The following is a 23,712-nucleotide window of genomic DNA, read 5'->3' as shown; positions in this document are numbered from 1 at the left end:
GCCATGGATCTGGAGACCTTCCGCAAGCTGGCGGCCGACCGCCGCGTCATCCCCGTCAGCCGCCGGCTCCTCGCCGACGGCGACACCCCCGTGGGGCTCTACCGCAAGCTCGCCGCCGAACGACCGGGCACCTTCCTCCTGGAGTCCGCGGAGAACGGCCGCTCCTGGTCCCGCTACTCCTTCGTCGGTGTCCGCAGCGCCGCCACCCTCACCGCCCGCGACGGGCTTGCCCACTGGATCGGCACGCCCCCCGTGGGCGTTCCGACGCAAGGTGACCCGCTGGACGCGCTGCGGGCCACGGTCGAGACCCTGCACACCCCCCGTGACCTGGCCGGGGACCTGCCGCCCTTCACCGGCGGCATGGTCGGCTACCTGGGTTACGACATCGTGCGCCGGCTGGAGAAGATCGGCGACCGGGGCGCCGACGACCTCCGGCTGCCCGAGCTGACCATGCTGCTGACCTCGGACCTCGCGGTCCTCGACCACCGGTACGGCACGGTCCTGCTGATCGCCAACGCGATCAACCACAACGACCTCGAAACGGGTGTGGACGAGGCGTACGCGGACGCCGTCGCCCGGCTCGACGCGATGGAGGCGGACCTCTCCCGCGCCGTGCCGACCGCACCCGCCGTGCTGCCGCCCTCCGAGGTGCCGCTCTACACCGAGAAGTGGGGCGGTCAGGCGTACCAGGGCGCGGTCGAGGACATCAAGGAGCGCATCAGGGCGGGGGAGGCCTTCCAGGTCGTCCCGTCCCAGCGCTTCGAGACCCCGTGCGAGGCGAGCGCGCTGGACGTCTACCGGGTGCTGCGGGCCACCAACCCGTCCCCGTACATGTACCTCTTCCGGTTCGACGGGTTCGACGTGGTGGGCTCCAGCCCCGAGGCCCTCGTGAAGGTCGAGGACGGCCGCGCCATGGTGCACCCGATCGCCGGCACCAGGCACCGCGGCGCCACCCCGCAGGAGGACCAGCAGCTCGCCGACGAGCTGATGGCCGACCCCAAGGAGCGGGCCGAGCACCTGATGCTCGTCGACCTGGGCCGCAACGACCTCGGCCGGGTCTGCGCGCCCGGATCCGTCGAGGTCGTCGACTTCATGTCCGTGGAGCGCTACTCGCACGTCATGCACATCGTGTCGACGGTCACCGGGCAGGTCGCCGAGGGCCGCACCGCCTTCGACGTCCTGACCGCCTGCTTCCCCGCCGGCACCCTCTCCGGGGCGCCCAAGCCGCGCGCCATGCAGATCATCGAGGAGCTGGAGCCGTCCAGGCGCGGCCTCTACGGCGGCTGCGTCGGCTATCTGGACTTCGCGGGCGACTCCGACACCGCCATCGCCATCCGCACCGCGCTGCTCCGGGACGGCACGGCGTACGTGCAGGCCGGAGCGGGTGTCGTCGCCGACTCCGACCCCGTGGCGGAGGACACCGAGTGCCGCAACAAGGCCGCCGCCGTGCTGCGCGCCGTGCACACCGCCAACCGGCTCGGACGCTGAGGAAGCCGTGAGGGACACTGGGGGTGTGAGCGCCGTACCCCCCACACCCCAGTCCCCAGCCGAGCCCGCCCCGACCGCGGCAGGCAGCGGTGGCAGGCGCAGCCTGGCCACCGCCCTGCTGTGCGGCGCCGTCGGCTCCACCGTCGTCCTGATCGCCTGCGGGCAGGTCTGGACGTCGGGCGTGGCCACCGTCGCGGGCATCGGCACCAAGACCCTCGACGCGGACGGGCAGGCCATCACCGGCGTCCCCGCCGCCCTGGCGATCGTCGCCCTCGCCGCCCTGGTCGCCGTCTTCGCCGTCCGCAGGGCGGGCCGCGTCCTGGTCTCCGCGCTGCTCGCGCTGAGCGGCGCGGGAGCGGTCGCGGCCTCGCTGCTCGGGGCGGGCGACCACTCCGCCCTCGACGAGCAGGCCGCGAAGCTCTCCGGCGACGTCGCCGCCACGGTCACCGGACTCACCCGAACGGTCTGGCCCTACGTCACCGCTTCGGGCGCCCTGCTGATCCTGGTCGCGGGCCTCCTCGCGCTGCGCTTCGGCGGCAGCTGGCCCGGCATGGGCGGCCGGTACGAGCGCGAGGGCGGGCCCCGTACCCGCGCGCAGGCCCGCGCGGCGGTGGACCCCGAACGCCCCGAGGAACTGTGGAAGGCCCTGGACCGCGGCGAGGACCCGACCGCAGGACCGGTCACCGCGCCCGCCGGGGACGAGCCGGCCGCCACCGCCACCGCCGGTCGGGCCGCCGCGCCCACGGCCGCCGCGCCCGGCGATCTTGTCCGGTCGCCGACGCGCGAAGGGTGACCCGAAGTCACGCGCGGTGGCGCGGTGGGGAACAATGGGCAGCAGCATCTCGGAAGCTGAAGAGCACAAAGTCACCTAGGAGCACCTCATGGCCAGCCGCGGACACCACGGACACACCCCGGCCGCCTGGACCGGCGTCGTGATCGCCTTCATCGGTATCTGCATCTCCAGTGCGTACATGGTGATGGCCAACTCCGTCGGCTTCTGGATCGGCATCGCCATCTCGCTGATCGGCGGCCTCGTCGGCCTGGGCATGCGCATGGCGGGCATGGGAATGCCCAAGGAGGCGCCCGCCCTCACCGAGGCCCGGGTCGCGGCAGGACGCGCCCAGCTCCAGTAGCACCGCCCCTCCCACATGGCGCCGCGCCCCCGCGAGGCGCGAGGCGCAGTCCCGCTCGGACTGCGCCTTTTCGTATGCGGTGGCGGCCGCGAGGCTCCCTGTTCGCGTGCCGCCGTGCCCCTGGTGTCGCCGCGGCCGGAGGGCCTCGCTGCGGCTTCCCGCGCGGGGAGCGTGCGCACCGGGCCGCGGGCGGCGACAATCGGCGGGTGGAAGCCTCCTCACCAGCCCCCGCGCGGTACGCCGCCCCGCCCCCCGCGCCGCAGCGGTCGCTCGTGCGCCGTCTGGCCGTGCCTCTGGGCACCCTCACCGGGGTGCTGGCCGCCTTCGCGTACGTCGGCTCGGTCGACCCCAATCAGCCGGGCCACTACCCCCTCTGCCCGCTCCTGACCACCACGGGGCTCCTGTGCCCCGGCTGCGGCGGACTGCGCAGCGCGTACGCGGTCGCGCACGGCGACCTGCTGACCGCGCTCGGCTCCAACGCGATGGCGGTGCTCGGGTACGCCGCCTTCGCCGTGCTGATGGTGGTGTGGCTCACACGGGCGGCGCGGGGGAGGCCCATGGGGTTCGCCCTGAGCGCGGGCTGGTGGTGGGTCCTGGGCGGGTTGTTCGCGGTCTTCAGCGTGGTCCGCAATCTCCCGTTCGGTTCCGTACTCGCGCCCTGACTGCCCAGGTAGTGGGACAGTGGTCAACCGGATGCGGATCCTTCGGTCCGGTGCGGATACCATCGCTTGTGGCCGAACCTGGCCCTCCACCACCGTCCCGGAAGGGGGCAGCTCGCGTGAGTGTGCTCGACGAGATCATCGAAGGCGTCCGCGCCGACCTCGCGGAGCGGCAGGCACGTGTCAGCCTGGAGGAGCTCAAGGAGCGGGCTGCCAACGCGCCCGCCGCGAAGGACGGTGTCGCTGCCCTGCGCGGTGACAGCGTCAAGGTCATCTGCGAGGTCAAGCGCTCCAGCCCCTCCAAGGGTGCGCTCGCGGCCATCGCCGACCCGGCGGCCCTGGCCGCCGACTATGAGGCGGGTGGCGCCGCCGTCATCTCCGTGCTCACCGAGGAGCGCCGCTTCGGCGGTTCGCTGGCCGACTTGGAGGCCGTCCGCGCCAAGGTCGACATCCCGGTGCTGCGCAAGGACTTCATCGTCACCGCTTACCAGCTCTGGGAGGCCCGTGCGTACGGCGCCGACCTGGTGCTGCTGATCGTCGCCGCCCTGGAGCAGGACGCGCTGGTCTCCCTCATCGAGCGCGCCGAGTCCATCGGTCTGACCCCGCTGGTCGAGGTGCACGACGAGGACGAGGTGGACCGCGCGGTCGCCGCCGGAGCGAAGATCATCGGTGTGAACGCCCGTGACCTCAAGACCCTCAAGGTCGACCGCGGTGTCTTCGAGCGCGTCGCGCCGGAGATCCCGGACCACATCGTCAAGATCGCCGAGTCCGGCGTGCGCGGCCCGCACGACCTGATCGCGTACGCCAACGCCGGCGCCGACGCGGTCCTGGTCGGCGAGTCCCTGGTGACCGGCCGCGACCCGAAGTCCGCGGTCTCGGACCTGGTCGCCGCGGGCGCGCACCCGGCACTGCGCCACGGACGGGGCTGACGGAACCCGCCATGACCCCTCACGCCCGTCTCGCCCGCGGCTGCCGCCCTCGTGGCTGCCGCGCGCCCGCGCGACGGGTGAGGGGCCGACGGGTGCGGTACCACATCGGTTCCGAGCCCGGACAGATCAACGGCATGCGATGGCGTCGTCGCTGAAAGCCCTGCTTCGGCATGGGCACAGTGACATCCCACAACGCTCGAAACACTTCATTTCGTACGAGGAGTTTCCGCATGCCCAGCGAGTTCTTCTTCCCCGACCCCCAGGGTCAGGTCCCCACCACCGAGGGCTATTTCGGTGACTTCGGCGGCAAGTTCATCCCCGAGGCGCTGGTCGCCGCAGTGGACGAGGTCGCCGTCGAGTACGACAAGGCCAAGTCGGACCCCGCCTTCGCCGCCGAGCTCGACGATCTGATGGTCCACTACACCGGCCGCCCCAGCTCCCTCACCGAGGTGCCGCGCTTCGCCGGACACGCCGGCGGCGCACGGATCTTCCTCAAGCGCGAGGACCTCAACCACACCGGCTCACACAAGATCAACAATGTGCTGGGCCAGGCGCTGCTCACCAAGCGGATGGGCAAGACCCGGGTCATCGCCGAGACGGGCGCGGGCCAGCACGGCGTCGCCACCGCGACCGCCTGCGCGCTCTTCGGCCTCGACTGCACCATCTACATGGGCGAGATCGACACCGAGCGCCAGGCGCTCAACGTCGCCCGGATGCGGATGCTGGGCGCCGAGGTCGTCGCGGTGAGGTCCGGCAGCCGCACGCTCAAGGACGCCATCAACGAGGCGTTCCGCGACTGGGTCGCCAACGTGGACCGCACCCACTACCTCTTCGGTACGGTCGCGGGCCCGCACCCCTTCCCGGCCATGGTCCGCGACTTCCACCGCGTGATCGGCGTCGAGGCGCGCCGGCAGATCCTGGAGCGCACCGGGCGGCTCCCGGACGCGGCCGTGGCCTGTGTCGGCGGCGGCTCCAACGCGATCGGTCTCTTCCACGCCTTCATCCCGGACGCGGACGTCCGCCTGGTGGGCTGCGAGCCCGCGGGGCACGGCATCGAGACCGGCGAGCACGCGGCCACGCTGAGCGCCGGCGAGCCCGGCATCCTGCACGGCTCGCGCAGCTACGTCCTCCAGGACGAGGAGGGCCAGATCACCGAGCCCTACTCGATCTCCGCCGGGCTCGACTACCCGGGCATCGGCCCGGAGCACTCGTACCTCAAGGACATCGGCCGCGGCGAGTACCGGGCGGTTACCGACGACGCCGCCATGCAGGCCCTGCGCCTGCTGTCGCGCACGGAGGGGATCATCCCGGCGATCGAGAGCGCGCACGCGCTCGCCGGGGCGCTGGACCTCGGCAGGGAACTGGGCAAGGACGGGCTGATCCTGGTCAACCTGTCCGGGCGCGGCGACAAGGACATGGACACGGCGGCCCGTTACTTCGGGCTGTACGACACGGACGCCGCCGTCGCGGCGGACGCGAGCGCGGTCGCGGAGATCTCGGAGGACGCCAAGTGAGCGGCAACGTACAGCTGTTGAGCGACACCCTGGCCGCCGCGAAGGCCGAGGACCGGGCCGCGCTGATCGCCTATCTGCCGGCCGGGTTCCCGACCGTGGACGGCGGCATCGAGGCCGTCAAGGCCGTCGTCGCGGGCGGCGCGGACGTCGTCGAGGTCGGACTGCCGCACAGCGACCCGGTGTTGGACGGCCCGGTCATCCAGACCGCGGACGACATCGCGCTGCGCGGCGGTGTGAAGATCGCCGATGTGATGCGTACGGTGCGCGAGGCACACGCCGCGACCGGTGCACCGGTGCTGGTCATGACGTACTGGAACCCCATCGACCGGTACGGCGTCGAGCGGTTCACCGCCGAGCTGGCAGCCGCGGGCGGCGCGGGCTGCATCCTGCCCGACCTGCCGGTCCAGGAGTCCGCGCTGTGGCGCGAGCACGCAGAGAAGCACGGCCTGGCCACGGTGTTCGTGGTCGCGCCGAGCAGCAAGGACGAACGGCTCGCCACCATCACGGCCGCGGGCTCAGGCTTCGTCTACGCGGCCTCGCTGATGGGCGTCACCGGGACCCGGGAGTCCGTGGGCGAGCAGGCGGCGGACCTCGTGCGGCGGACGAAGGCGACGACCGAGCTGCCGGTCTGCGTGGGACTCGGAGTCTCGAACGCCGCACAGGCCAAGGAAGTTGCGGTCTTCGCGGACGGCGTCATCGTCGGTTCCGCGTTCGTCAAGCGGATGCTGGACGCCGAGGACGAGGCGGCCGGGCTGCGCGCCGTACGGGAGTTGGCGGCGGACCTCGCCGCGGGCGTACGGCGGGACTGAGCAGCAGCGGGCGTTCGGGCCGGCCGTGCGGCGGGCTGAGAACCTTCGTTCGGACGCGTAACTTTATGGTTCCGTAGTCCATTTGGGTGGATTGGGATCGGGGCGGCACATTGGTGCCGCCCCGATTCGTTGCTGCGGGTGTGAGCGAGAAGAACTCTGAAGGCAAGCGAACCGCCCGCGAGCGGCTCATCCAGGAGCGCGAAGCACAGAAGTCGCGCGACAAACGGCGCCGTGTGCTGATCGTCGGCGCGGCGGTGGTCGGTGTGCTCGGCCTCGCCGCCGTCGCCGGCGTGGTCGCCGCGAACAGCGGTGGGGGAAAGGGTGACAAGGCGTCCGGCAACGGCCCGGTCAAGGACCCGGCAGGCACCGTGGGGAAGGGGAACGTCGCGATTCCGGTGGGCATGACGGACGCACCGTCGGTCCTCACCGTCTACGAGGACCTGCGCTGCCCCGCCTGCGGCATGTTCGAGAACACCATGCGCGACACAGTCAACAAGCTGGAGCGCGAGGGCAAGATCCGCGCCGAGTACCACCTGGTGTCGTTCATCGACAACGCGATGCAGGGCACCGGCTCGAAGTACGCGGCGAACGCGCTGGGTTGCGCGCAGGACGCGGGGAAGTTCCACGGGTACCACGACGTGCTCTTCCGCAACCAGCCGCAGGAGGCGGACGACGCCTTCGGGCAGAAGAGCCGTCTGCTGGAGCTGGCCCAGAAGGTGCCGGGGCTGCGCGGGTCCACCTTCGACGCGTGCGTCGACGACGGGGCGCACGCGGGCTGGGTGACCAAGGTGCAGGAGGACTTCAGCAACTCGAAGTACAAGGCGACGCCGACGGTCCTGCTGAACGGCGAGTCGATCTTCCCGCAGAAGGGGAGCGAGCAGATCACGCCGGCGAATCTGGTGAAGTGGGTGGACGTGGCGAACAGGGGGAAGCGGGTGGGGAGGGTGCCGGCTTCTGCGTCTGCGTCTGCGTCTGCGTCCGCATCCGCGCCTGGGCCTGGGGCGGCGTCTGCGTCCGCGCCTGGATCTGGGGCGGCTTCCGTTTCGCCGTCGCCGGCCGGCGGGGCAGGTGTGGCGGGTGCGCCGGGAGCTGCGGGGACGGCGGGTGCGGTGGGGGCGCGGGAGTAGGGCGGTCGGGGGTGGGGGCGCTCCGCGTGGGGGCCGCCCCCTTGCCCACCCGTTCCGCCCCCGGGGGCGGCCCCGGTGCCCAAGGGGGCTGGGGTGCGGAAGGGGGCTTGTTATGCAGACGTTGTCGGTCGGGTTGTCATCGGTGTGGTGCGGCAGGGTAGCGTCGACCCCGCCATGAACCTTGCCTACATTCCCAGCCCGGCGGCCGGTGAGATCCACCTCGGACCCATCCCGCTGCGCGGCTACGCCCTCTGCATCATCATCGGCGTCTTCGTAGCCGTCTGGTACGGCAACAAGCGCTGGATCGCCCGCGGTGGTAAGCCGGGAACGGTCGCCGACATCGCCGTCTGGGCGGTGCCGTTCGGCCTCGTCGGCGGACGGCTCTACCACGTCATCACCGACTACCAGCTCTACTTCTCCGAAGGCAAGAACTGGGTCAACGCCTTCAAGATCTGGGAGGGCGGCCTCGGTATCTGGGGGGCCGTCGCCCTCGGCGCGGTCGGCGCCTGGATCGGTTGCCGGCGCCGCGGCATCCCGCTGCCGGCCTGGGCCGACGCCATGGCGCCCGCGCTCGTCATCGCGCAGGCCATCGGGCGCTGGGGCAACTGGTTCAACCAGGAGCTGTACGGGCGGAAGACCGACCTCCCCTGGGCGCTGGAGATCACCAAGGGCGACGAGGCGGGGTTCTACCACCCGACGTTCCTCTACGAGTCGCTCTGGTGCCTCGGTGTCGCGGCCGTCATCGTCTGGGCCGACCGGCGCTTCAAGCTCGGCCACGGCAGGGTCTTCGCCCTGTACGTCGCGCTGTACTGCGCCGGCCGCGGCTGGATCGAGTACATGCGCATCGACGACGCCCACCACATCCTGGGGCTGCGCCTCAACGTGTGGACGGCGATCATCGTCTTCGTCCTGGCGGCGGTCTACTTCGTGCTGTCCCAGCGGTTGCGCCCCGGCCGCGAGCAGACCGTGGAGCCGGACCGCGAGGGCGCGGAGGCGGAGTCGGAGGCGGCTGAGGCGGCGGACGCGGCCGACGGCGACGAGGAGGCCGGTGCGAAGGCGCCGGGCGGCACGGCGGGCAAGGGCGCGACCACCGACCTCGACAAGGACCGGACGCAGGACGTGCAGGACGTGCAGGACGGCGCCGGTTCGGCGAAGAAGATCTGACGCAGCGCAAGGCAGCGCAACGTAACGCAACGCGGGGCAGGGCCGTCGGGACCGTACCGGTTCCGGCGGCCCTGTCGTACGTACCGGGGGCCGCGGGCCCCCGGTGAGGTCACAGGGCGTCGATCTCCTGGCGGTAGGGCATCGAGGTCGAGGCGCCGTGGCGTCCCACCGACAGGGCCGCCGCGCCCGACGCCCAGCGCATCGCCTCCGGCATGGGTCTGCCCTCGCCGAGCGCCACCGCGAGCGCGCCGACGAAGGTGTCCCCGGCTGCGGTGGTGTCGACGGGCTCCGCCGGGTGGGCGGGTACGAAGACCGGCTCGGGTGTCTCGCGGCTGACGTACGTACTGCCCGCCGCGCCCAGCGTGACCAGCACCGCCGGCACGTCGTCGAGCAGGGCGCGGGCGGCCAGCAGCGGGTCGTGGAGCCCGGTGAGGGCCGCGGCCTCGTGTTCGTTGGGCACCAGCAGGTCGGTCACGGCGAGCAGTTCGGGCGGCATCGGGACCGCGGGGGCCGGCGTCAGGATCGTCATGACGCCGTGGCCGCGGGCGGCCGTCGCCCCCGCCGTGACGACGGACATCGGGAGTTCGAGCTGGACGAGCAGGGCGTACGCACAACCGATGACGGCTTCGTCGCCGAGGGCCAGCGCGGTGACGGTGTCGTTGGCGCCTGGGATGACGACGATGGAGTTGCCGCCGTCGCCGTCCACGACGATGTGGGCGGTGCCGGAGGGGCCGTCGGCGGTGCGCAGCGAGCCGGTGTCGATGCCGGAGCGCGCGAGGGCGTCGCGCAGCCGTGCGCCGAAGTCGTCGGTGCCGACCGCGCCGATCATCGTCACCTCGCCGCCCGCGCGCGCCGCGGCGACGGCCTGGTTGGCGCCCTTGCCGCCCGGCACGGTGCGGCACGAGAGGCCGGTGACGGTCTCGCCGGGGGCCGGGGCCTTGGCGACGTACGCGACGAGGTCCATGTTGGTGCTGCCGAGTACGGCGAGGGCGGGTGGCTTGGTCATCTGCGGACCTCTCGGTGGGTGGAGCTCGGCGGAGGGGGTCGCGGGCCGTCCCGGATGAGGTGCGGGAGGCCGACGGCGGTGTGCCGGGCGCGCGGCGGTGGCCCGGCCCCCGCGGAAATCTCTGCCACACCCCGGGCCCGCGGCGGCCGGGCCACGCCCCACGTGTCACCCGGTCGAGCGCCGGTGAGCGTGCTGGAGGGCGCCGGGCGCCGCTGTTGCGGGAGCCCGCTCAGCCGGAGTGAGGAAAGGCTTACCTTGGAAAGGTAGGTCAACTCCCCTTCGTACCAGGTAAGTACGGCCTTCCTTGCTGGCGCGAGTTTCGAATCGTGCGTACTTTCGAACGCGTCGGGGCGTCCCCCGGCCGCAGGAAGCACAGAGGGGCACGGGGAAGACCGGCATGGCCATCATCGAGACCGAAGCGACGCTGCACGAGGCGCACCGCGACAACCACACCCACCGCGACGTCAACGGCGGTTGGCTGCGCCCCGCCGTCTTCGGGGCGATGGACGGACTGGTGTCCAACCTGGCACTGATGACGGGCGTCGCGGGCGGTGCTCTCTCGCAGCAGACCATCGTGATCACCGGGCTGGCCGGACTCGCCGCAGGGGCCTTCTCGATGGCGGCGGGCGAGTACACCTCCGTGGCCTCGCAGCGAGAGCTGGTCGAGGCCGAACTCGACGTCGAGCGGCGGGAGTTGAAGAAGCACCCGCAGGACGAGATGGAGGAGCTGGCGGCGCTCTACGTGACCCGCGGGGTGGAGCCCCACCTCGCGCGGCAGGTGGCCGAACAGCTGTCGCGCGACCCCGAGCAGGCACTGGAGATCCACGCCCGCGAGGAGCTGGGGATCGACCCGGACGACCTGCCCTCGCCGCTGGTGGCCGCCGTCTCGTCGTTCGGGGCGTTCGCGCTCGGGGCGCTGCTGCCCGTGCTGCCGTACCTGCTGGGGGCGGCCTCGCTGCTGCCCGCGGTGCTGCTGGCCCTCGTCGGGCTGTTCGCCTGCGGGGCCGTCGTCGCCCGGGTGACCGCGCGCTCCTGGTGGTACAGCGGGCTGCGCCAGCTCGTGCTCGGCGGGGCCGCGGCGGCGGTGACGTACGGCCTCGGCGCCCTGTTCGGGGCGGCGCTCTAGCCGCCGGGCCCGACCTCCTCCGACCGACGCCGGAGTGTGACGTACGCCCCGGCGCGGATCCAGGATGCGCCCCGTAGAATATGGCTATATGCAAGGTGGCGCATAAGTAGCCGTTACTCATCGGTTTCGTCCAGTTGACCACCGGGCATGAGCCGTAAGCGCCGTAGGCAACGATGCCTGCTTCGCTACGGTCCTGCAGGTGGCGGTCTGCCCACCTCTGCACCACATTCACCGCCGATGCGCGGTGTCCGCATGGTGGAATGCGTTATCCGCTTCGCGAGAAGCCAGCCATCATGTAACCTGCACGAAATTTCGCGGAGGGCCAGTGTCGTCCCTCGGTATCTGCATATGCCACGACGACGACGGGAGTGCCGATGCGTACCCACGCCTGGTCGCCCATGGACGGTCGCCCCGCCCAGCAGGGGCTCTACGACCCCCGCAACGAGCACGACGCATGCGGCGTCGGCTTTGTCGCCACCCTTACCGGTGTGGCCTCCCATGAGCTGGTCGAGCAGGCGCTGACGGTGCTGCGGAACCTCGAACACCGCGGTGCCACCGGTTCCGAGCCCGATTCCGGCGACGGCGCCGGCATCCTGCTCCAGGTCCCGGACGTGTTCCTCCGCGAGGTCACCGACTTCGACCTGCCCGCCGCCGGCGGCTACGCGGTCGGCATCGCCTTCCTGCCCGCCGCGGACGACGCCGCCGCCGAGGCCGTCTCGCAGATCGAGACGATCGCCGGCGAGGAAGGTCTCACCGTCCTCGGCTGGCGTGAGGTCCCCGTCACCCCCGCCCTGCTGGGCAACGGCGCGCGCGCCACCATGCCGACCTTCCGGCAGCTCTTCGTGTCGGACGGCGAGAACACCGGGATCGCCCTCGACCGCAAGGGATTCGTCCTGCGCAAGCGCGCCGAGCGTGAGGCCGGTGTCTACTTCCCGTCGCTCTCCGCGCGCACCCTCGTCTACAAGGGAATGCTCACCACCGGGCAGCTGGAGCCGTTCTTCCCCGACCTCTCCGACCGGCGCCTGGCCACGGCCGTCGCGCTGGTGCACTCCCGGTTCTCCACCAACACCTTCCCGTCCTGGCCGCTGGCCCACCCGTACCGCTTCGTCGCGCACAACGGCGAGATCAACACGGTCAAGGGCAACCGGAACTGGATGAAGGCGCGCGAATCGCAGCTCGCCAGCGAGCTCTTCGGCGCGGAGAAGCTGGACCGGATCTTCCCCGTCTGCACGCCGGACGCCTCCGACTCGGCGTCCTTCGACGAGGTGCTCGAACTGCTGCACCTGGGCGGACGCTCGCTGCCGCACTCGGTGCTGATGATGGTCCCCGAGGCGTGGGAGAACCACGACTCCATGGACCCGGCCCGCCGCGCGTTCTACCAGTACCACGCCACCCAGATGGAACCCTGGGACGGCCCGGCCTGCGTCACCTTCACCGACGGCACGCAGGTGGGCGCCGTACTGGACCGCAACGGTCTGCGCCCGGGACGCTACTGGGTCACCGACGACGGTCTCGTCGTCCTCTCCTCCGAGGTCGGCGTCCTGGACATCGACCCCGCGAAGGTGGTCCGCAAGGGCCGCCTCCAGCCGGGGCGGATGTTCCTGGTCGACACCGCCGAGCGGCGCATCGTCGAGGACGAGGAGATCAAGGCCACGCTGGCCGCCGAGAACCCGTACCAGCAGTGGCTGGAGACCGGCGAGATCGAGCTCTCCGACCTCCCCGAGCGCGAGCACATCGTGCACACCCACGCCTCCGTCACCCGCCGCCAGCAGACCTTCGGCTACACCGAGGAGGAGCTGCGGATCATCCTGGCGCCGATGGCACGGACCGGCGGCGAGCCGCTCGGCTCCATGGGTACGGACTCGCCGATCGCGGCGCTCTCCGAGCGGCCCCGGCTGCTCTTCGACTACTTCACCCAGCTGTTCGCGCAGGTCACCAACCCGCCGCTGGACGCGATCCGTGAGGAGCTCGTCACCTCGCTGCGCTCCTCGCTCGGCCCGGCCGGCAACCTCCTGGAGCCGACCGCCGCGTCGTGTCGCAGCGTCACCCTGCCCTTCCCCGTGATCGACAACGACGAGCTGGCCAAGCTCATCCACATCAACGCCGACGGCGACATGCCCGGCATGAAGGCCGCGACGCTCTCCGGTCTCTACCGGGTCTCCGGCGGCGGTGAGGCACTGGCCGACCGGATCGAGGAGATCTGCGGCGAGGTCGACGCCGCCATAGAGGCGGGCGCGCGGCTGATCGTGCTCTCCGACCGGCACTCCGACGCCGAGCACGCGCCGATGCCCTCGCTGCTGCTCACCTCAGCCGTGCACCACCACCTCATCCGTACCAAGCAGCGCACCCAGGTGGGCCTGCTCGTCGAGGCCGGTGACGTCCGCGAGGTGCACCACGTCGCGCTGCTCATCGGCTACGGCGCCGCGGCCGTCAACCCGTACCTCGCGATGGAGTCCGTCGAGGACCTGGTCCGCGCGGGCACCTTCATGGAGACGGACGACGCCGAACAGGCCATCCGCAACCTGATCTACGCACTGGGCAAGGGCGTGCTGAAGGTGATGTCCAAGATGGGCATCTCCACCGTCGCCTCCTACCGGGGCGCCCAGGTCTTCGAGGCCGTCGGGCTCGACGAGGCCTTCGTCACCAAGTACTTCAACGGCACCGCCACCAAGATCGGCGGCGCCGGTCTCGACGTCGTCGCCCAGGAGGTCGCCGCCCGGCACGCCAAGGCCTACCCGGCCTCCGGCATCGCCGCCTCGCACCGCAGGCTGGAGATCGGCGGCGAGTACCAGTGGCGCCGCGAGGGCGAACCGCACCTGTTCGACCCGGAGACGGTCTTCCGCCTCCAGCACGCCACCCGCGACCGCCGCTACGACATCTTCAAGAAGTACACCGACCGGGTGAACGAGCAGTCCGAGCGCCTCATGACGCTGCGCGGCCTCTTCGGCTTCCAGAGCGGCCGCGAGCCGATCTCCCTCGACGAGGTCGAGCCCGCTTCCGAGATCGTCAAGCGCTTCTCCACCGGCGCCATGTCGTACGGCTCCATCTCGCAGGAGGCGCACGAGACCCTCGCCGTCGCCATGAACCAGCTGGGCGGCAAGTCCAACACCGGTGAGGGCGGCGAGGACGCGGAACGCCTGTACGACCCGGCGCGCCGCTCCTCCATCAAGCAGGTCGCATCCGGCCGCTTCGGTGTGACCAGCGAGTACCTGGTCAACGCCGACGACATCCAGATCAAGATGGCGCAGGGCGCGAAGCCCGGCGAGGGCGGCCAGCTGCCCGGCCACAAGGTGTACCCGTGGGTCGCCAGGACGCGTCACTCGACGCCGGGCGTGGGCCTCATCTCCCCGCCGCCGCACCACGACATCTACTCCATCGAGGACCTCGCCCAGCTGATCCACGACCTCAAGAACGCCAACCCGGCGGCCCGCATCCACGTGAAGCTGGTCTCCGAGGTCGGCGTGGGCACGGTCGCCGCCGGTGTCTCCAAGGCGCACGCCGACGTCGTCCTGATCTCCGGACACGACGGCGGAACGGGCGCCTCCCCGCTCACCTCGCTGAAGCACGCGGGCGGTCCCTGGGAGCTCGGCCTCGCCGAGACCCAGCAGACCCTGCTGCTCAACGGCCTGCGGGACCGGATCGTGGTGCAGACCGACGGCCAGCTCAAGACCGGCCGCGACGTCGTCATCGCGGCGCTGCTCGGCGCCGAGGAGTTCGGTTTCGCCACCGCGCCGCTCGTCGTCTCGGGCTGCGTCATGATGCGCGTCTGCCACCTGGACACCTGCCCGGTCGGCATCGCCACCCAGAACCCGGTGCTGCGCGAGCGGTTCTCCGGCAAGGCCGAGTACATCGTCAACTTCTTCCAGTTCATCGCGGAGGAGGTCCGGGAGATCCTGGCCGAGCTGGGCTTCCGCACCCTGGAGGAGGCGGTCGGCCACGCCGAGCTCCTCAACACCGAGCAGGCGGTACGGCACTGGAAGGCCCAGGGCCTCGACCTGGCGCCGCTCTTCCACGTGCCCGAGCTGCCCGAGGGCGCGGTCCGCCACCAGATCACGGTGCAGGACCACGCCCTGGAGAAGGCGCTCGACAACCAGCTGATCAAGCTGGCCGCCGACGCGCTCAACGCGGACACCGCGGAGGCCGCCCAGCCGGTCCGCGCGCAGATCGCCATCCGCAACATCAACCGCACCGTCGGCACGATGCTCGGCCACGAGGTGACGAAGAAGTTCGGCGGCGCAGGCCTGCCCGACGACACCATCGACATCACCTTCACCGGCTCCGCGGGCCAGTCCTTCGGCGCCTTCGTGCCCAGCGGCGTGACCCTGCGGCTGGAGGGCGACGCCAACGACTACGTCGGCAAGGGCCTCTCCGGCGGTCGCGTCATCGTCCGCCCCGACCGGGGCGCCGACCACCTCGCCGAGTACTCGACGATCGCCGGCAACACCATCGGCTACGGCGCCACCGGCGGCGAGCTGTACCTGCGCGGACGTACCGGCGAACGCTTCTGCGTCCGTAACTCCGGTGCCACCGTCGTCTCGGAGGGCGTGGGCGACCACGGCTGCGAGTACATGACCGGCGGCCACGCCGTCGTGCTCGGCGAGACGGGCCGCAACTTCGCGGCCGGCATGTCCGGCGGCGTCGCGTACGTCATCGACCTCGACCGGACATGCGTCAACGCCGGCAACCTGGCGGCGATCGAGCCGCTGTCCACCTCCGACCAGCAGTGGCTGCACGACGTCGTGCGCCGCCACCAGGAGGAGACCGGATCGACCGTCGCGGCGAAGCTGCTGGCCGACTGGCCCGCCGCCGCCGCCCGCTTCAGCAAGATCATCCCGTCCACGTACAAGGCAGTGCTCGCCGCCAAGGACGCCGCTGAGCTCGCCGGTCTCTCCGAGCAGGAGACCACCGAGAAGATGATGGAGGCGGCGACCAATGGCTGACCCCAAGGGCTTTCTGACCACCGGGCGCGAAGTCGCGCAGACCCGCCCGGTCGAGGACCGTGTGAAGGACTGGAACGAGGTCTACGTTCCCAAGTCCCTCCTCCCGATCATCAGCAAGCAGGCCGGCCGCTGCATGGACTGCGGCATCCCGTTCTGCCACAACGGCTGTCCGCTCGGGAACCTGATCCCCGAGTGGAACGACTACGCCTACCGCGAGGACTGGCAGGCCGCTTCCGAGCGGCTGCACGCCACCAACAACTTCCCGGAGTTCACCGGGCGGCTGTGCCCCGCGCCCTGCGAGTCGGCGTGCGTGCTGGGCATCAACCAGCCCGCCGTCACCATCAAGAACGTCGAAGTCACCATCATCGACAAGGCGTGGGACAGCGGCGACGTCACCCCGCAGCCGCCGGAGCGCCTGTCCGGCAAGACCGTCGCGGTCATCGGCTCGGGCCCGGCCGGCCTGGCCGCCGCCCAGCAGCTCACCAGGGCCGGCCACACGGTCGCCGTGTACGAGCGCGCCGACCGCATCGGCGGACTGCTGCGCTACGGCATCCCCGAGTTCAAGATGGAGAAGTCGCACATCAACCGGCGCATAGAGCAGATGCGCGCCGAGGGCACCAAGTTCCGCACCGAGGTGGAGATCGGGCGCGACATCGACGCGGCCAAGCTGCGCCGCCGCTACGACGCGGTGGTCGTGGCGGCCGGTGCGACCGTCTCCCGCGACCTGCCGGTGCCCGGCCGCGACCTGAACGGCATCCACTTCGCCATGGAGTACCTGCCGCTCGCCAACAAGGTGCAGGAGGGCGACCTGACCGTCGCCCCGATCACCGCCGAGGGCAAGCACGTCGTGGTCATCGGCGGCGGCGACACCGGCGCCGACTGCGTGGGCACCGCCCACCGCCAGGGCGCCGCCTCCGTCACCCAGCTGGAGATCATGCCCAGGCCGGGCGAGGAGCGGAACCCGGGCCAGCCCTGGCCGACCTTCCCCATGCTCTACAAGGTCACCTCCGCGCACGAGGAGGGCGGCGAGCGGGTCTACTCCGTCTCCACCACCCACTTCGAGGGCGACGAGGACGGCAACGTCCAGGAACTGCACCTCATCGAGGTGGAGTTCAAGGACGGCAAGCTGAACCAGAAGACCGGCACCGAGCGCGTCATCCCGGCCCAGCTGGTGACCCTCGCGATGGGCTTCACCGGCACGGACCAGGCGAACGGCCTGGTCCAGCAGTTCGGCCTGGACCTGGACGAGCGCGGGAACATCGCCCGGGACGCCGACTACGCGACCAACGTCGACGGCGTCTTCGTCGCCGGTGACGCCGGCCGCGGCCAGTCGCTCATCGTGTGGGCCATCGCCGAGGGCCGCTCGGCGGCCCGGGGCGTGGACCGGTACCTGACGGGGGTCAGCGCGCTGCCGGCCCCGGTGCGGCCGACCGACCGCGCGCTGACCGTCTGAGCCGGAGGTGCCCCGCCCGTACGCGTGCGGGGCGCCCTGGCGTACGGTGGCTTCTGTGTTGTTCTGAGCCGATGTTCCGAGCCGTTGCTCCGATCCTGAGAACGACCCCCAAGATGTCCCGTACAGCGTCGTACGGAACTTACGCGGCGCCTGCCCCACCTCGTCCCCGACCGGACAAGGGGCGGGCGCCGCGGCGCGTTCCTGGGTCGGCCCGCACCGCCGCCGGCCCCTCGGTCAGGTGGTTGCGGCGAGCGCGAGCGTCGCGGCGACGGTGGCCGTCACCGCGAGCACCAGGCCCGTGCCCAGGAAACGCCCGAGCCCGACCGGGGTGCCGTACCTGCGGCAGCGTTCGAACCACAGCAGGGTCGCCAGGGACGCCCACGGGGTGACCAGCGGCCCGACGTTGACGCCGATGAGGAGCGCGAGGAGCTGGCGGGGGTTGCCCTCGGGGACGGCCGCCTCACCGGTCAGGTACGCGGGCAGGTTGTTGAGCACGTTGGATACGCCCGCCCCGACCCCGGCGGTGCGCAGCAGCGCGGGCAGCCCTTCGCCGGAGCCGAGCGCGGAGGCCAGCAACGTGTGCAGACCGTTGCTGTTCGCGCTCTCCACCACCAGGAACATCCCGGGGACGAGCACCAGCAGCCGCCACGGGACCAGCGACCACCTCAACTCCTCCCGTCGGCGCACCGCGAACGCCACCACGACGACCAACGCGGCGGTGCCGGACGCCGCCCACAGCGGGACGTCCGCGACCAGGATGGCGAGCAGGAACCCGGCGCACGCCACCGCGCTCACCCGGAACAGCACCGGGTCGGCCACGGTCGGCGCGTCGGGCGGGGTGTAGCGGAGGGCGCCGCGCCTGCCGAGCCGCCAGTAGAAGACCCACAGACAGACCGTCGTCACGGCGATCGCGGCGAGCTGAGGGGCCCACAGGGTGGCGGCGAGTCCGGCCGGAGTGAGGCCGATGCGGTCGGCGGCCAGGAGGTTGGTGAGGTTGCTGGCGGGGAGCAGGAGGCTGGCGGTGTTCGCGAGCCACACCGTCGTCATCGCCATCGGCAGCGGCGCGATGCCCACCCGGGCGGCGAGCGCGAGCATCACGGGGGTCAGGAGCACGGCCGTGGTGTCCAGGTTCAGGGCGATGGTGGTGACGGACGCGAAGACGACGCACAGTGCGAACAGGGCCGGGTAGTTCCCCCGGGCGGTCCGCGCCACCCACGAGGCCACGACGTCGAGGACCCCCGCCCTGCCGGTCAGCTCACCGAGCACGATCACCGTCGCCAGAAAGGCGAGCAGCGGCCCCGTCCGCACCATGACGTCCCCCGCGGGACCGGTCGGCAGCAGCCCGGTCGCGACGGCGAGCAGCCCGAGCGCGAGCAGCGCGAAGGCGAACTTGTCGAGGGGGTGAAGGCGTCCTGCACGGCGCAAAAGTGGCACCCGGACAGCCTAAAGGGACAGGTGGGGTGGCTGATTCCCCAGCCACCCCACCTGCCCCAGCCACCTCGCCCGCCCTCACCTGTCCCCGGTCGCCGCCGCCGACTCGGCGAGCTGTCCAGGCTCGGTGGGACGCCCGGCCTGGGGTACGGGTTCGTGCTCGGCGCGATGCCCGGCTTCGGGTACGGGTACGGGTACGGGTACGGGCCCGGTGTGCCGCGCGGCTTCGGGTACGGGTTCGGGCGCGGTGTGCCGCGCGCCTTCGGGGTTGGGCACCGGTACGGGTCGGAGCATCTGCCGTACGAGGAGCGCCGCCGCCGTCATGACGAGGGCCACCGCCGCCAGAGCGATCTTCCACACCTGGCTGAACTCGGTCGCCAGCACGGCCTGCCCGGCCCCTTCGAGCCTGCCCGCCGCCACGTCCGCCGCCAGCTTCCCGTCGCCGAGCCGGACACCGAGCAACCCGGTCAGAGCCGCGCCGAAGACCGCCAGCATCAGGGAGTTGGAGCCGGCCCTGACCGTGTTGAGGAGACCGGAGGCCATGCCGATCCGGGACCGGTCGACCATGCTCATCGCCTGCCCGTCGACCAGCCCCATGGCGAGCCCGTTCGCGACGCCGATCAGGGCGAGCGGCGCCGCCAGCCGCGCCGCCCCGACGCCCGGGTGCAGGAGCAGGACCAGGAGCGCGTTGCCGGCCGCGGACAGCACGAGGGCGGTGACCAGCAGGTGGTGCGGCCGGACACCCCGGTTGACCAGCCGGGCGCCCAGCTGCGGGACGACGAACACCGGGGCCGTCATCAACAGCATGACCAGACCGGCCGAGTTCGCCGAGAGGCCGTTCACACCCTGGAGGTAGGTCGGGAAGTAGATCATGACGCCGGACGAGCCGATCGCGATGGCGGTGCCGCCCACGATCCAGCCCATGAACCGCCGGTCGCGTACCAGCGCCAGGTCCAGCATCGGATGGCTGCTGCGCCGCTCGACGCGGACGAACAGCGCGAGGAGGGCCAGCCCGGCGGCGAGGCCGGCCCAGCGGACGGCGCCGCCCTGGGTGATCGCGAACATGGTCAGCGCGAGTCCCGCGATGAACGTGAGAGCGCCTGGCCTGTCCACCTTCGGCCGCTGCGCCGCCCTCGACTCCCGCATGAGGAGCGTGGCGGCGAGGATCACCACCCCCGCGACGCCGAACACCAGGAAGGCCGTGCGCCAGCCGAACGAGCCGACCAGCAGTCCGGACAGCGACGGGCCGACCGCGATGCCCACACCGGCGACCGTGCCGACCGCGGCGAACACCTTCGTCCTGGCGGCGCCCTCGAAGGTGGCGGCCAGGATCGCGCCGCCGCCCGCCATCACCCCGGCGGCGCCGACGCCGGCCAGGGTGCGGGCCACGTCCAGCAGCAGGATGTCGTGGGCGGTGGAGGCGACGAAGGTGCCAACCGTGTAGAGGGCGGCGCCCGCCGCGTACACCTTCCGCCGCCCGAACAGGTCGCCGAGGGAACCCGCGACGAGCATCACGGCGGACGCGGTGAGGAAGTAGCCGGTGACCACCCACTGCAAGGAAGGCCCGGACGCGTCGAGGTCGCGGCCGATCTCCGGGAGCGCGATGGTCGTGCCCGACATCGACATGGGGAGGGTGAGGTATCCGAGCAGGACGATGAGGAGGGTCGAGGCGGAGCGGGAGACACGTATCGGCTTCATGACCCGAACACTGCGACCTGAAGCGGACTTGAGGTCAACCCCCTGCCTCGTCACCCCTCGTGGAACGCGCGGGGGCAGGGCCGCCCTGACCGGCCGTCGCGCCGCCGTCCACGGTGAACTCCGTGCCCGTGACGTACGACGACGCGTCCGACACCAGGAACTGGACCAGCTCGCCGACCTCCTCCGGACGGCCGACCCGCCCCAGCGGCAGATGTGACCAGTCCCGGCCGGAGGTGGCGGCGATCATCGGGGTGTCGATCGCGCCCGGATGGACGGAGTTGACCCTGATCCGGTACGGAGCGAGGTCCAGGGCCGAGGAACGGGTCAGCCCGCGCAGGGCGAACTTCGTGGAGCTGTACGCCGCGTGGCCGCGGATGCCGACCAGGCCCGCGGTCGACGAGATGTTCACGATCGAACCGGCGCCGGCCTCCTTCAGCGCGGGCAGCACCGCCTGGATACCGAGGAACGGACCGAGGAGGTTCACCCGGATCAGCGCCTCGAAGTTCTCCGCCGTCTCGTCCTCGACGGATGCGGTCCGCCACAGGGCCGCGTTGTTGACCAGGGCGTCGATCCGGCCGAAGGCCGCCGACGCGGCACGCGCCACCGCCGCCCAGCCGGCCGCGTCCGACACGTCGTGCCGTACGAACAGCCCTTGGCCGCCCAGCGATCCGGCGACCTCGCGGCCCTCGTCCTCCCGGATGTCGGTGACGACCACCCGCGCCCCGGCCGCCGCGAACAGACGGGCCTGCGCCGCACCCTGGCCACGTCCCGCCCCGGTGACGACGACCACTTTTCCGTCCAGTGCGATGCTCACCCGTCCTCCGGTGCGCCGCTGCTGTGACTAACAGGAATACTTCTAGCAGTCACGCTCCGGCGGCGGAAGGGATGTGACCGGGGCCAGGGCGAGCGTGTGACCGGGGCCAGGGCGACCGTCTGACTGCCGCCGCCGCCGCCGCCGCCGTCGACATCGCATAGCCTCGTCAGCCCGGCCACGTATGCACGGAAAGCGAGTTCGACCATGCCGAACGACCGGGCGCGAGGGGTGCTCCGATGAGGGTGCTGCGCGCTGCCGACCGCGAAGCCGTCCCCTGGAAGAACGGCGGCGGCATCACCCGGGAGATCACCGGCTTCCCGGCGGGCGCCTCGTCAGCCGACTTCGTCTGGCGGATCAGTCTCGCCGAGGTGGCCGCGGACGGCCCGTTCTCCGAGTTTTCCGGCGTCGACCGCATCCTGACGATGGTCGACGGCGCGGGAATGGCCCTCAGCCTGGGTGCGGAGACCACCGCGCCCGGCACCGGTGGCCGCCGGGTGGACAGCTGCTACGTCCCCCAGCACTTCCCCGGCGACGTGCCCACCGCGTGCCGCCTCCTCGGCGGTCCGGTGACCAACCTCAACGTCATGTACCGCAGGGACACCGGCACCACCGCGCACGTCGAGGTCGTACGGGGCCGGGCCGGCCTGGAGGCGGCGGCGCACGGAAGCACGGTCGTCGTGGCACTGGACGCACCCGTGACCCTGCCCGACGCGGGGCTCACCCTCGGCCCCCGTGACGCGGTGCTGTGCGACGGCGCCCCGGGCACCCTGCACGCCGTCGGCCGCGCCGCCGTCATCACGGTGGTACGGCGCGGCTGAGGGAGTGCGGACGGTGGTGCGGCGCGGCTGAGGGAGTGCGGACGGTGTGCGGCGCCCCTGAAGGAGTCCGGGCACGACTGCGCCCCGCACCCTGGTTCCGGGTGCGGGGCGCGGTGGCGGACCTGACGGGGCCCTGGGGCCTGACTACCGTCCGGCCGCGGCCGGTCCCTGCGGGGAGGCACCGGTGGCGGTCTGCGCGACGGTGTCGGTCGCGGATTCCGTCACCTCGTCGAGCAGCTCGCCCGAGACGGGCAGCGAGCCGAGCTGGTCCGCAGGCTCTGCGGCGTGCGCACCGGGGGTGGGGGAGACCAGCGCGGCGACAAAACCGGCGGCGAGAGAGGCGACGGCAGCCATGCTTCGCTTTTTCATACCGTGTCCAACGCGCGTCAGGCGCAGGAGTCACGGTGCGACCTCGGATCAGTGCCCGACCAGACAGAACGGGTGGCCCGCGGGATCGGCGTAGACGTTGAAGGCGCGGCCGGAGTCGACATGGTCCAGCACCTGCGCGCCGAGCGCCGTCACCTCCTCGTGGGCGGCGGCCAGGTCCGTGACCGCAAGGTCCAGGTGGAACTGCTGCGGTCGCGCCGGGTCCGGCCACCGCGGTGGCCGGAAGTCCGTGGCGCGCTGGAAGGCGAGGACCTGGCCGTCCGGGGTGTGGACGGTCGCCCAGTCCTCGTCCAGGGCCCACTGCGGGTCGTGACGGTTGACCGCCCCGCCCGTCAGCTCCGCGTAGAAACGCGCCAGCCGCAGCGGGTCGGGACAGTCGAGCACGGTGCACTGAAGTCTGGCGATCATGCGTCGAGGATAGGGGTGCGGGGATGCCGGTGCCGCGGGACGGCCCCAGGGGGCGGGGGAGTCGACGGGTATGGCCGCGTGGGCCGGGTCAGGCGGCAACCGTCGCGGGGGCGGCCGGTTCCGGGACGGCCTTGCGGCCGCGTTCCTTGGCGAGCAGCGGGGCGAACGCCCAGGTGACCAGCAGCGTCGCGCCCGCGCCCGCCAGTGCGCCTGCCGCCGTGTCGGAGAGCCAGTGCGCGTGCAGCCAGGTACGGCTCCACATCATGGCGAGCACCAGCAGCACCCCGACCGGCCACCACCGGCGGCGGGCCGCCCCCGGGAGGAACAGCGCGCCGATCACGACGACCGCCATCGCCGCCGTCGCGACGTGCCCGGAGGGGAAGGAGCCGTGGTCGACCGTGACCAGCGGGTTCACCGGGCGCGGGCGGTCCACGATGTGCTTCAGGGCCTGGACCGCGAGCTGACCGCCGAGCACCGCCGTGAGGAGGAAGAGCGCGGAGCGCCAGCGGCGGACCGCGAGGAGCAGCAGCACCGCCGCGAGCTGAACCAGTGCGCCGTACGGCCCGCCGAACCAGTTCAGCGCGGTGGCGACCGCCTGCGGCAGGCCCTCGTGCGGGCCGCCCATCCAGCGCAGCCAGGTGTCGTCGAGCCCCTGGAAGGGCGGTCGTGTCACGTTTCCGCGCACCACCACGCCCAGCAGTACGGGAAGCAGCAGCAGGAGCGCCGCCGCGGACAGCAGGGCCCGGGGTCGGCCACGGCGGGCCGGAGCGGGAGCGGACATGAGGAAGCCTCCGGGGACAGGAGCGGG

Annotated in this window: 20 protein-coding genes and 1 pseudogene; 14 read left to right on the top strand and 7 right to left on the bottom strand. The window is 72.0% G+C overall.

Annotated features, from left to right (window positions below):
• Window positions 1-3: 3 nt before the first annotated feature.
• The 10 genes and pseudogenes from ACIQM4_RS21475 to lgt all read left to right on the top strand — a co-directional run bounded on the left by ACIQM4_RS21475 (window position 4) and on the right by lgt (window position 8,823).
• Complete coding sequence (locus ACIQM4_RS21475; protein ID WP_401593782.1) at window positions 4-1,488, top strand: anthranilate synthase component I; 1,485 nt, start codon at window positions 4-6, stop codon at window positions 1,486-1,488.
• Between the two features lie 25 nt (window positions 1,489-1,513).
• Window positions 1,514-2,158, top strand: a pseudogene (locus tag ACIQM4_RS21470) (TIGR02234 family membrane protein); the annotation flags it as partial.
• Between the two features lie 211 nt (window positions 2,159-2,369).
• Window positions 2,370-2,621 (top strand): HGxxPAAW family protein, encoded by a 252-nt coding sequence (locus tag ACIQM4_RS21465; RefSeq protein WP_401593779.1) that lies wholly within the window; start codon window positions 2,370-2,372, stop codon window positions 2,619-2,621.
• A gap of 206 nt (window positions 2,622-2,827) precedes the next feature.
• Window positions 2,828-3,283, top strand: a complete 456-nt coding sequence (locus ACIQM4_RS21460) for a DUF2752 domain-containing protein (RefSeq protein WP_401593777.1) — start codon at window positions 2,828-2,830, stop codon at window positions 3,281-3,283.
• Between the two features lie 116 nt (window positions 3,284-3,399).
• Window positions 3,400-4,209 carry an indole-3-glycerol phosphate synthase TrpC gene (trpC, locus tag ACIQM4_RS21455; protein WP_401593774.1) on the top strand — a complete coding sequence of 270 codons (810 nt, stop codon included), beginning with the start codon at window positions 3,400-3,402 and terminating at the stop codon, window positions 4,207-4,209.
• Window positions 4,210-4,220: 11 nt separating this feature from the next.
• Window positions 4,221-4,364: a tryptophan biosynthesis modulator TrpM gene (gene trpM / locus ACIQM4_RS21450; RefSeq protein ID WP_373312432.1), complete on the top strand. Its 144-nt coding sequence runs from the start codon at window positions 4,221-4,223 to the stop codon at window positions 4,362-4,364.
• Between the two features lie 75 nt (window positions 4,365-4,439).
• A complete protein-coding gene (trpB, locus tag ACIQM4_RS21445; protein WP_401593772.1) occupies window positions 4,440-5,723 on the top strand; it encodes a tryptophan synthase subunit beta in 1,284 nt (427 codons plus the stop codon).
• Window positions 5,720-6,532, top strand: coding sequence for a tryptophan synthase subunit alpha (gene trpA, locus ACIQM4_RS21440; RefSeq protein WP_401593769.1), 813 nt, complete (start codon window positions 5,720-5,722; stop codon window positions 6,530-6,532). Before trpB ends, trpA begins: the two co-directional genes overlap by 4 nt.
• A gap of 140 nt (window positions 6,533-6,672) precedes the next feature.
• Window positions 6,673-7,659: a DsbA family protein gene (locus ACIQM4_RS21435; RefSeq protein WP_401593767.1), complete on the top strand. Its 987-nt coding sequence runs from the start codon at window positions 6,673-6,675 to the stop codon at window positions 7,657-7,659.
• 174 nt (window positions 7,660-7,833) lie between these two features.
• A complete protein-coding gene (lgt, locus tag ACIQM4_RS21430; RefSeq protein WP_401593764.1) occupies window positions 7,834-8,823 on the top strand; it encodes a prolipoprotein diacylglyceryl transferase in 990 nt (329 codons plus the stop codon).
• 109 nt (window positions 8,824-8,932) lie between these two features.
• Here lgt and ACIQM4_RS21425 read toward each other — a convergent pair whose 3' ends face one another.
• On the bottom strand, window positions 8,933-9,829 hold the full coding sequence (locus ACIQM4_RS21425) for a ribokinase (protein WP_401593761.1): 897 nt from the start codon (window positions 9,827-9,829) through the stop codon (window positions 8,933-8,935).
• 397 nt (window positions 9,830-10,226) lie between these two features.
• On the opposite strand from ACIQM4_RS21425, the gene ACIQM4_RS21420 reads away from it, so the two are divergent.
• The 3 genes from ACIQM4_RS21420 to ACIQM4_RS21410 all read left to right on the top strand — a co-directional run bounded on the left by ACIQM4_RS21420 (window position 10,227) and on the right by ACIQM4_RS21410 (window position 17,348).
• Complete coding sequence (locus tag ACIQM4_RS21420; protein ID WP_401593758.1) at window positions 10,227-10,955, top strand: VIT1/CCC1 transporter family protein; 729 nt, start codon at window positions 10,227-10,229, stop codon at window positions 10,953-10,955.
• A 374-nt stretch (window positions 10,956-11,329) separates the two neighbouring features.
• Window positions 11,330-15,895 carry a glutamate synthase large subunit gene (gltB, locus tag ACIQM4_RS21415; protein WP_401593756.1) on the top strand — a complete coding sequence of 1,522 codons (4,566 nt, stop codon included), beginning with the start codon at window positions 11,330-11,332 and terminating at the stop codon, window positions 15,893-15,895.
• A complete protein-coding gene (locus ACIQM4_RS21410) occupies window positions 15,888-17,348 on the top strand; it encodes a glutamate synthase subunit beta (RefSeq protein WP_401593753.1) in 1,461 nt (486 codons plus the stop codon). The genes gltB and ACIQM4_RS21410 overlap by 8 nt, the downstream gene beginning before the upstream one ends.
• A gap of 234 nt (window positions 17,349-17,582) precedes the next feature.
• On the opposite strand, the gene ACIQM4_RS21405 is transcribed toward ACIQM4_RS21410, so the two are convergent.
• The 3 genes from ACIQM4_RS21405 to ACIQM4_RS21395 form a co-directional block, all read right to left on the bottom strand.
• The gene (locus ACIQM4_RS21405; protein ID WP_401594171.1) at window positions 17,583-18,773 is read right to left on the bottom strand and encodes an SLC13 family permease; all 1,191 of its coding nucleotides are present in this window, start codon (window positions 18,771-18,773) and stop codon (window positions 17,583-17,585) included.
• An 84-nt stretch (window positions 18,774-18,857) separates the two neighbouring features.
• Window positions 18,858-20,477 (bottom strand): MFS transporter, encoded by a 1,620-nt coding sequence (locus ACIQM4_RS21400; protein WP_401593751.1) that lies wholly within the window; start codon window positions 20,475-20,477, stop codon window positions 18,858-18,860.
• Window positions 20,478-20,511: 34 nt separating this feature from the next.
• The gene (locus tag ACIQM4_RS21395; protein ID WP_401594168.1) at window positions 20,512-21,285 is read right to left on the bottom strand and encodes an SDR family NAD(P)-dependent oxidoreductase; all 774 of its coding nucleotides are present in this window, start codon (window positions 21,283-21,285) and stop codon (window positions 20,512-20,514) included.
• Between the two features lie 242 nt (window positions 21,286-21,527).
• Here ACIQM4_RS21395 and ACIQM4_RS21390 point away from each other — a divergent pair, with 242 nt between their 5' ends.
• Complete coding sequence (locus ACIQM4_RS21390) at window positions 21,528-22,109, top strand: HutD family protein (RefSeq protein ID WP_401593748.1); 582 nt, start codon at window positions 21,528-21,530, stop codon at window positions 22,107-22,109.
• 144 nt (window positions 22,110-22,253) lie between these two features.
• On the opposite strand, the gene ACIQM4_RS21385 is transcribed toward ACIQM4_RS21390, so the two are convergent.
• The 3 genes from ACIQM4_RS21385 to ACIQM4_RS21375 all read right to left on the bottom strand — a co-directional run bounded on the left by ACIQM4_RS21385 (window position 22,254) and on the right by ACIQM4_RS21375 (window position 23,685).
• Complete coding sequence (locus ACIQM4_RS21385) at window positions 22,254-22,478, bottom strand: hypothetical protein (RefSeq protein WP_401593746.1); 225 nt, start codon at window positions 22,476-22,478, stop codon at window positions 22,254-22,256.
• Window positions 22,479-22,526: 48 nt separating this feature from the next.
• Window positions 22,527-22,904 (bottom strand): VOC family protein, encoded by a 378-nt coding sequence (locus tag ACIQM4_RS21380; protein WP_401593743.1) that lies wholly within the window; start codon window positions 22,902-22,904, stop codon window positions 22,527-22,529.
• 88 nt (window positions 22,905-22,992) lie between these two features.
• Entirely contained in the window at window positions 22,993-23,685 is a 693-nt protein-coding gene (locus ACIQM4_RS21375) for a phosphatase PAP2 family protein (protein ID WP_401593740.1), read from the bottom strand.
• Window positions 23,686-23,712: the final 27 nt, after the last annotated feature.

The sequence above is a fragment of the Streptomyces sp. NPDC091272 genome (assembly GCF_044757485.1).
Lineage (GTDB): Bacteria > Actinomycetota > Actinomycetes > Streptomycetales > Streptomycetaceae > Streptomyces.
The sequence above is the reverse complement of the archived record's forward strand: the minus strand, read 5'-3'. Positions and strand labels throughout refer to the sequence as shown.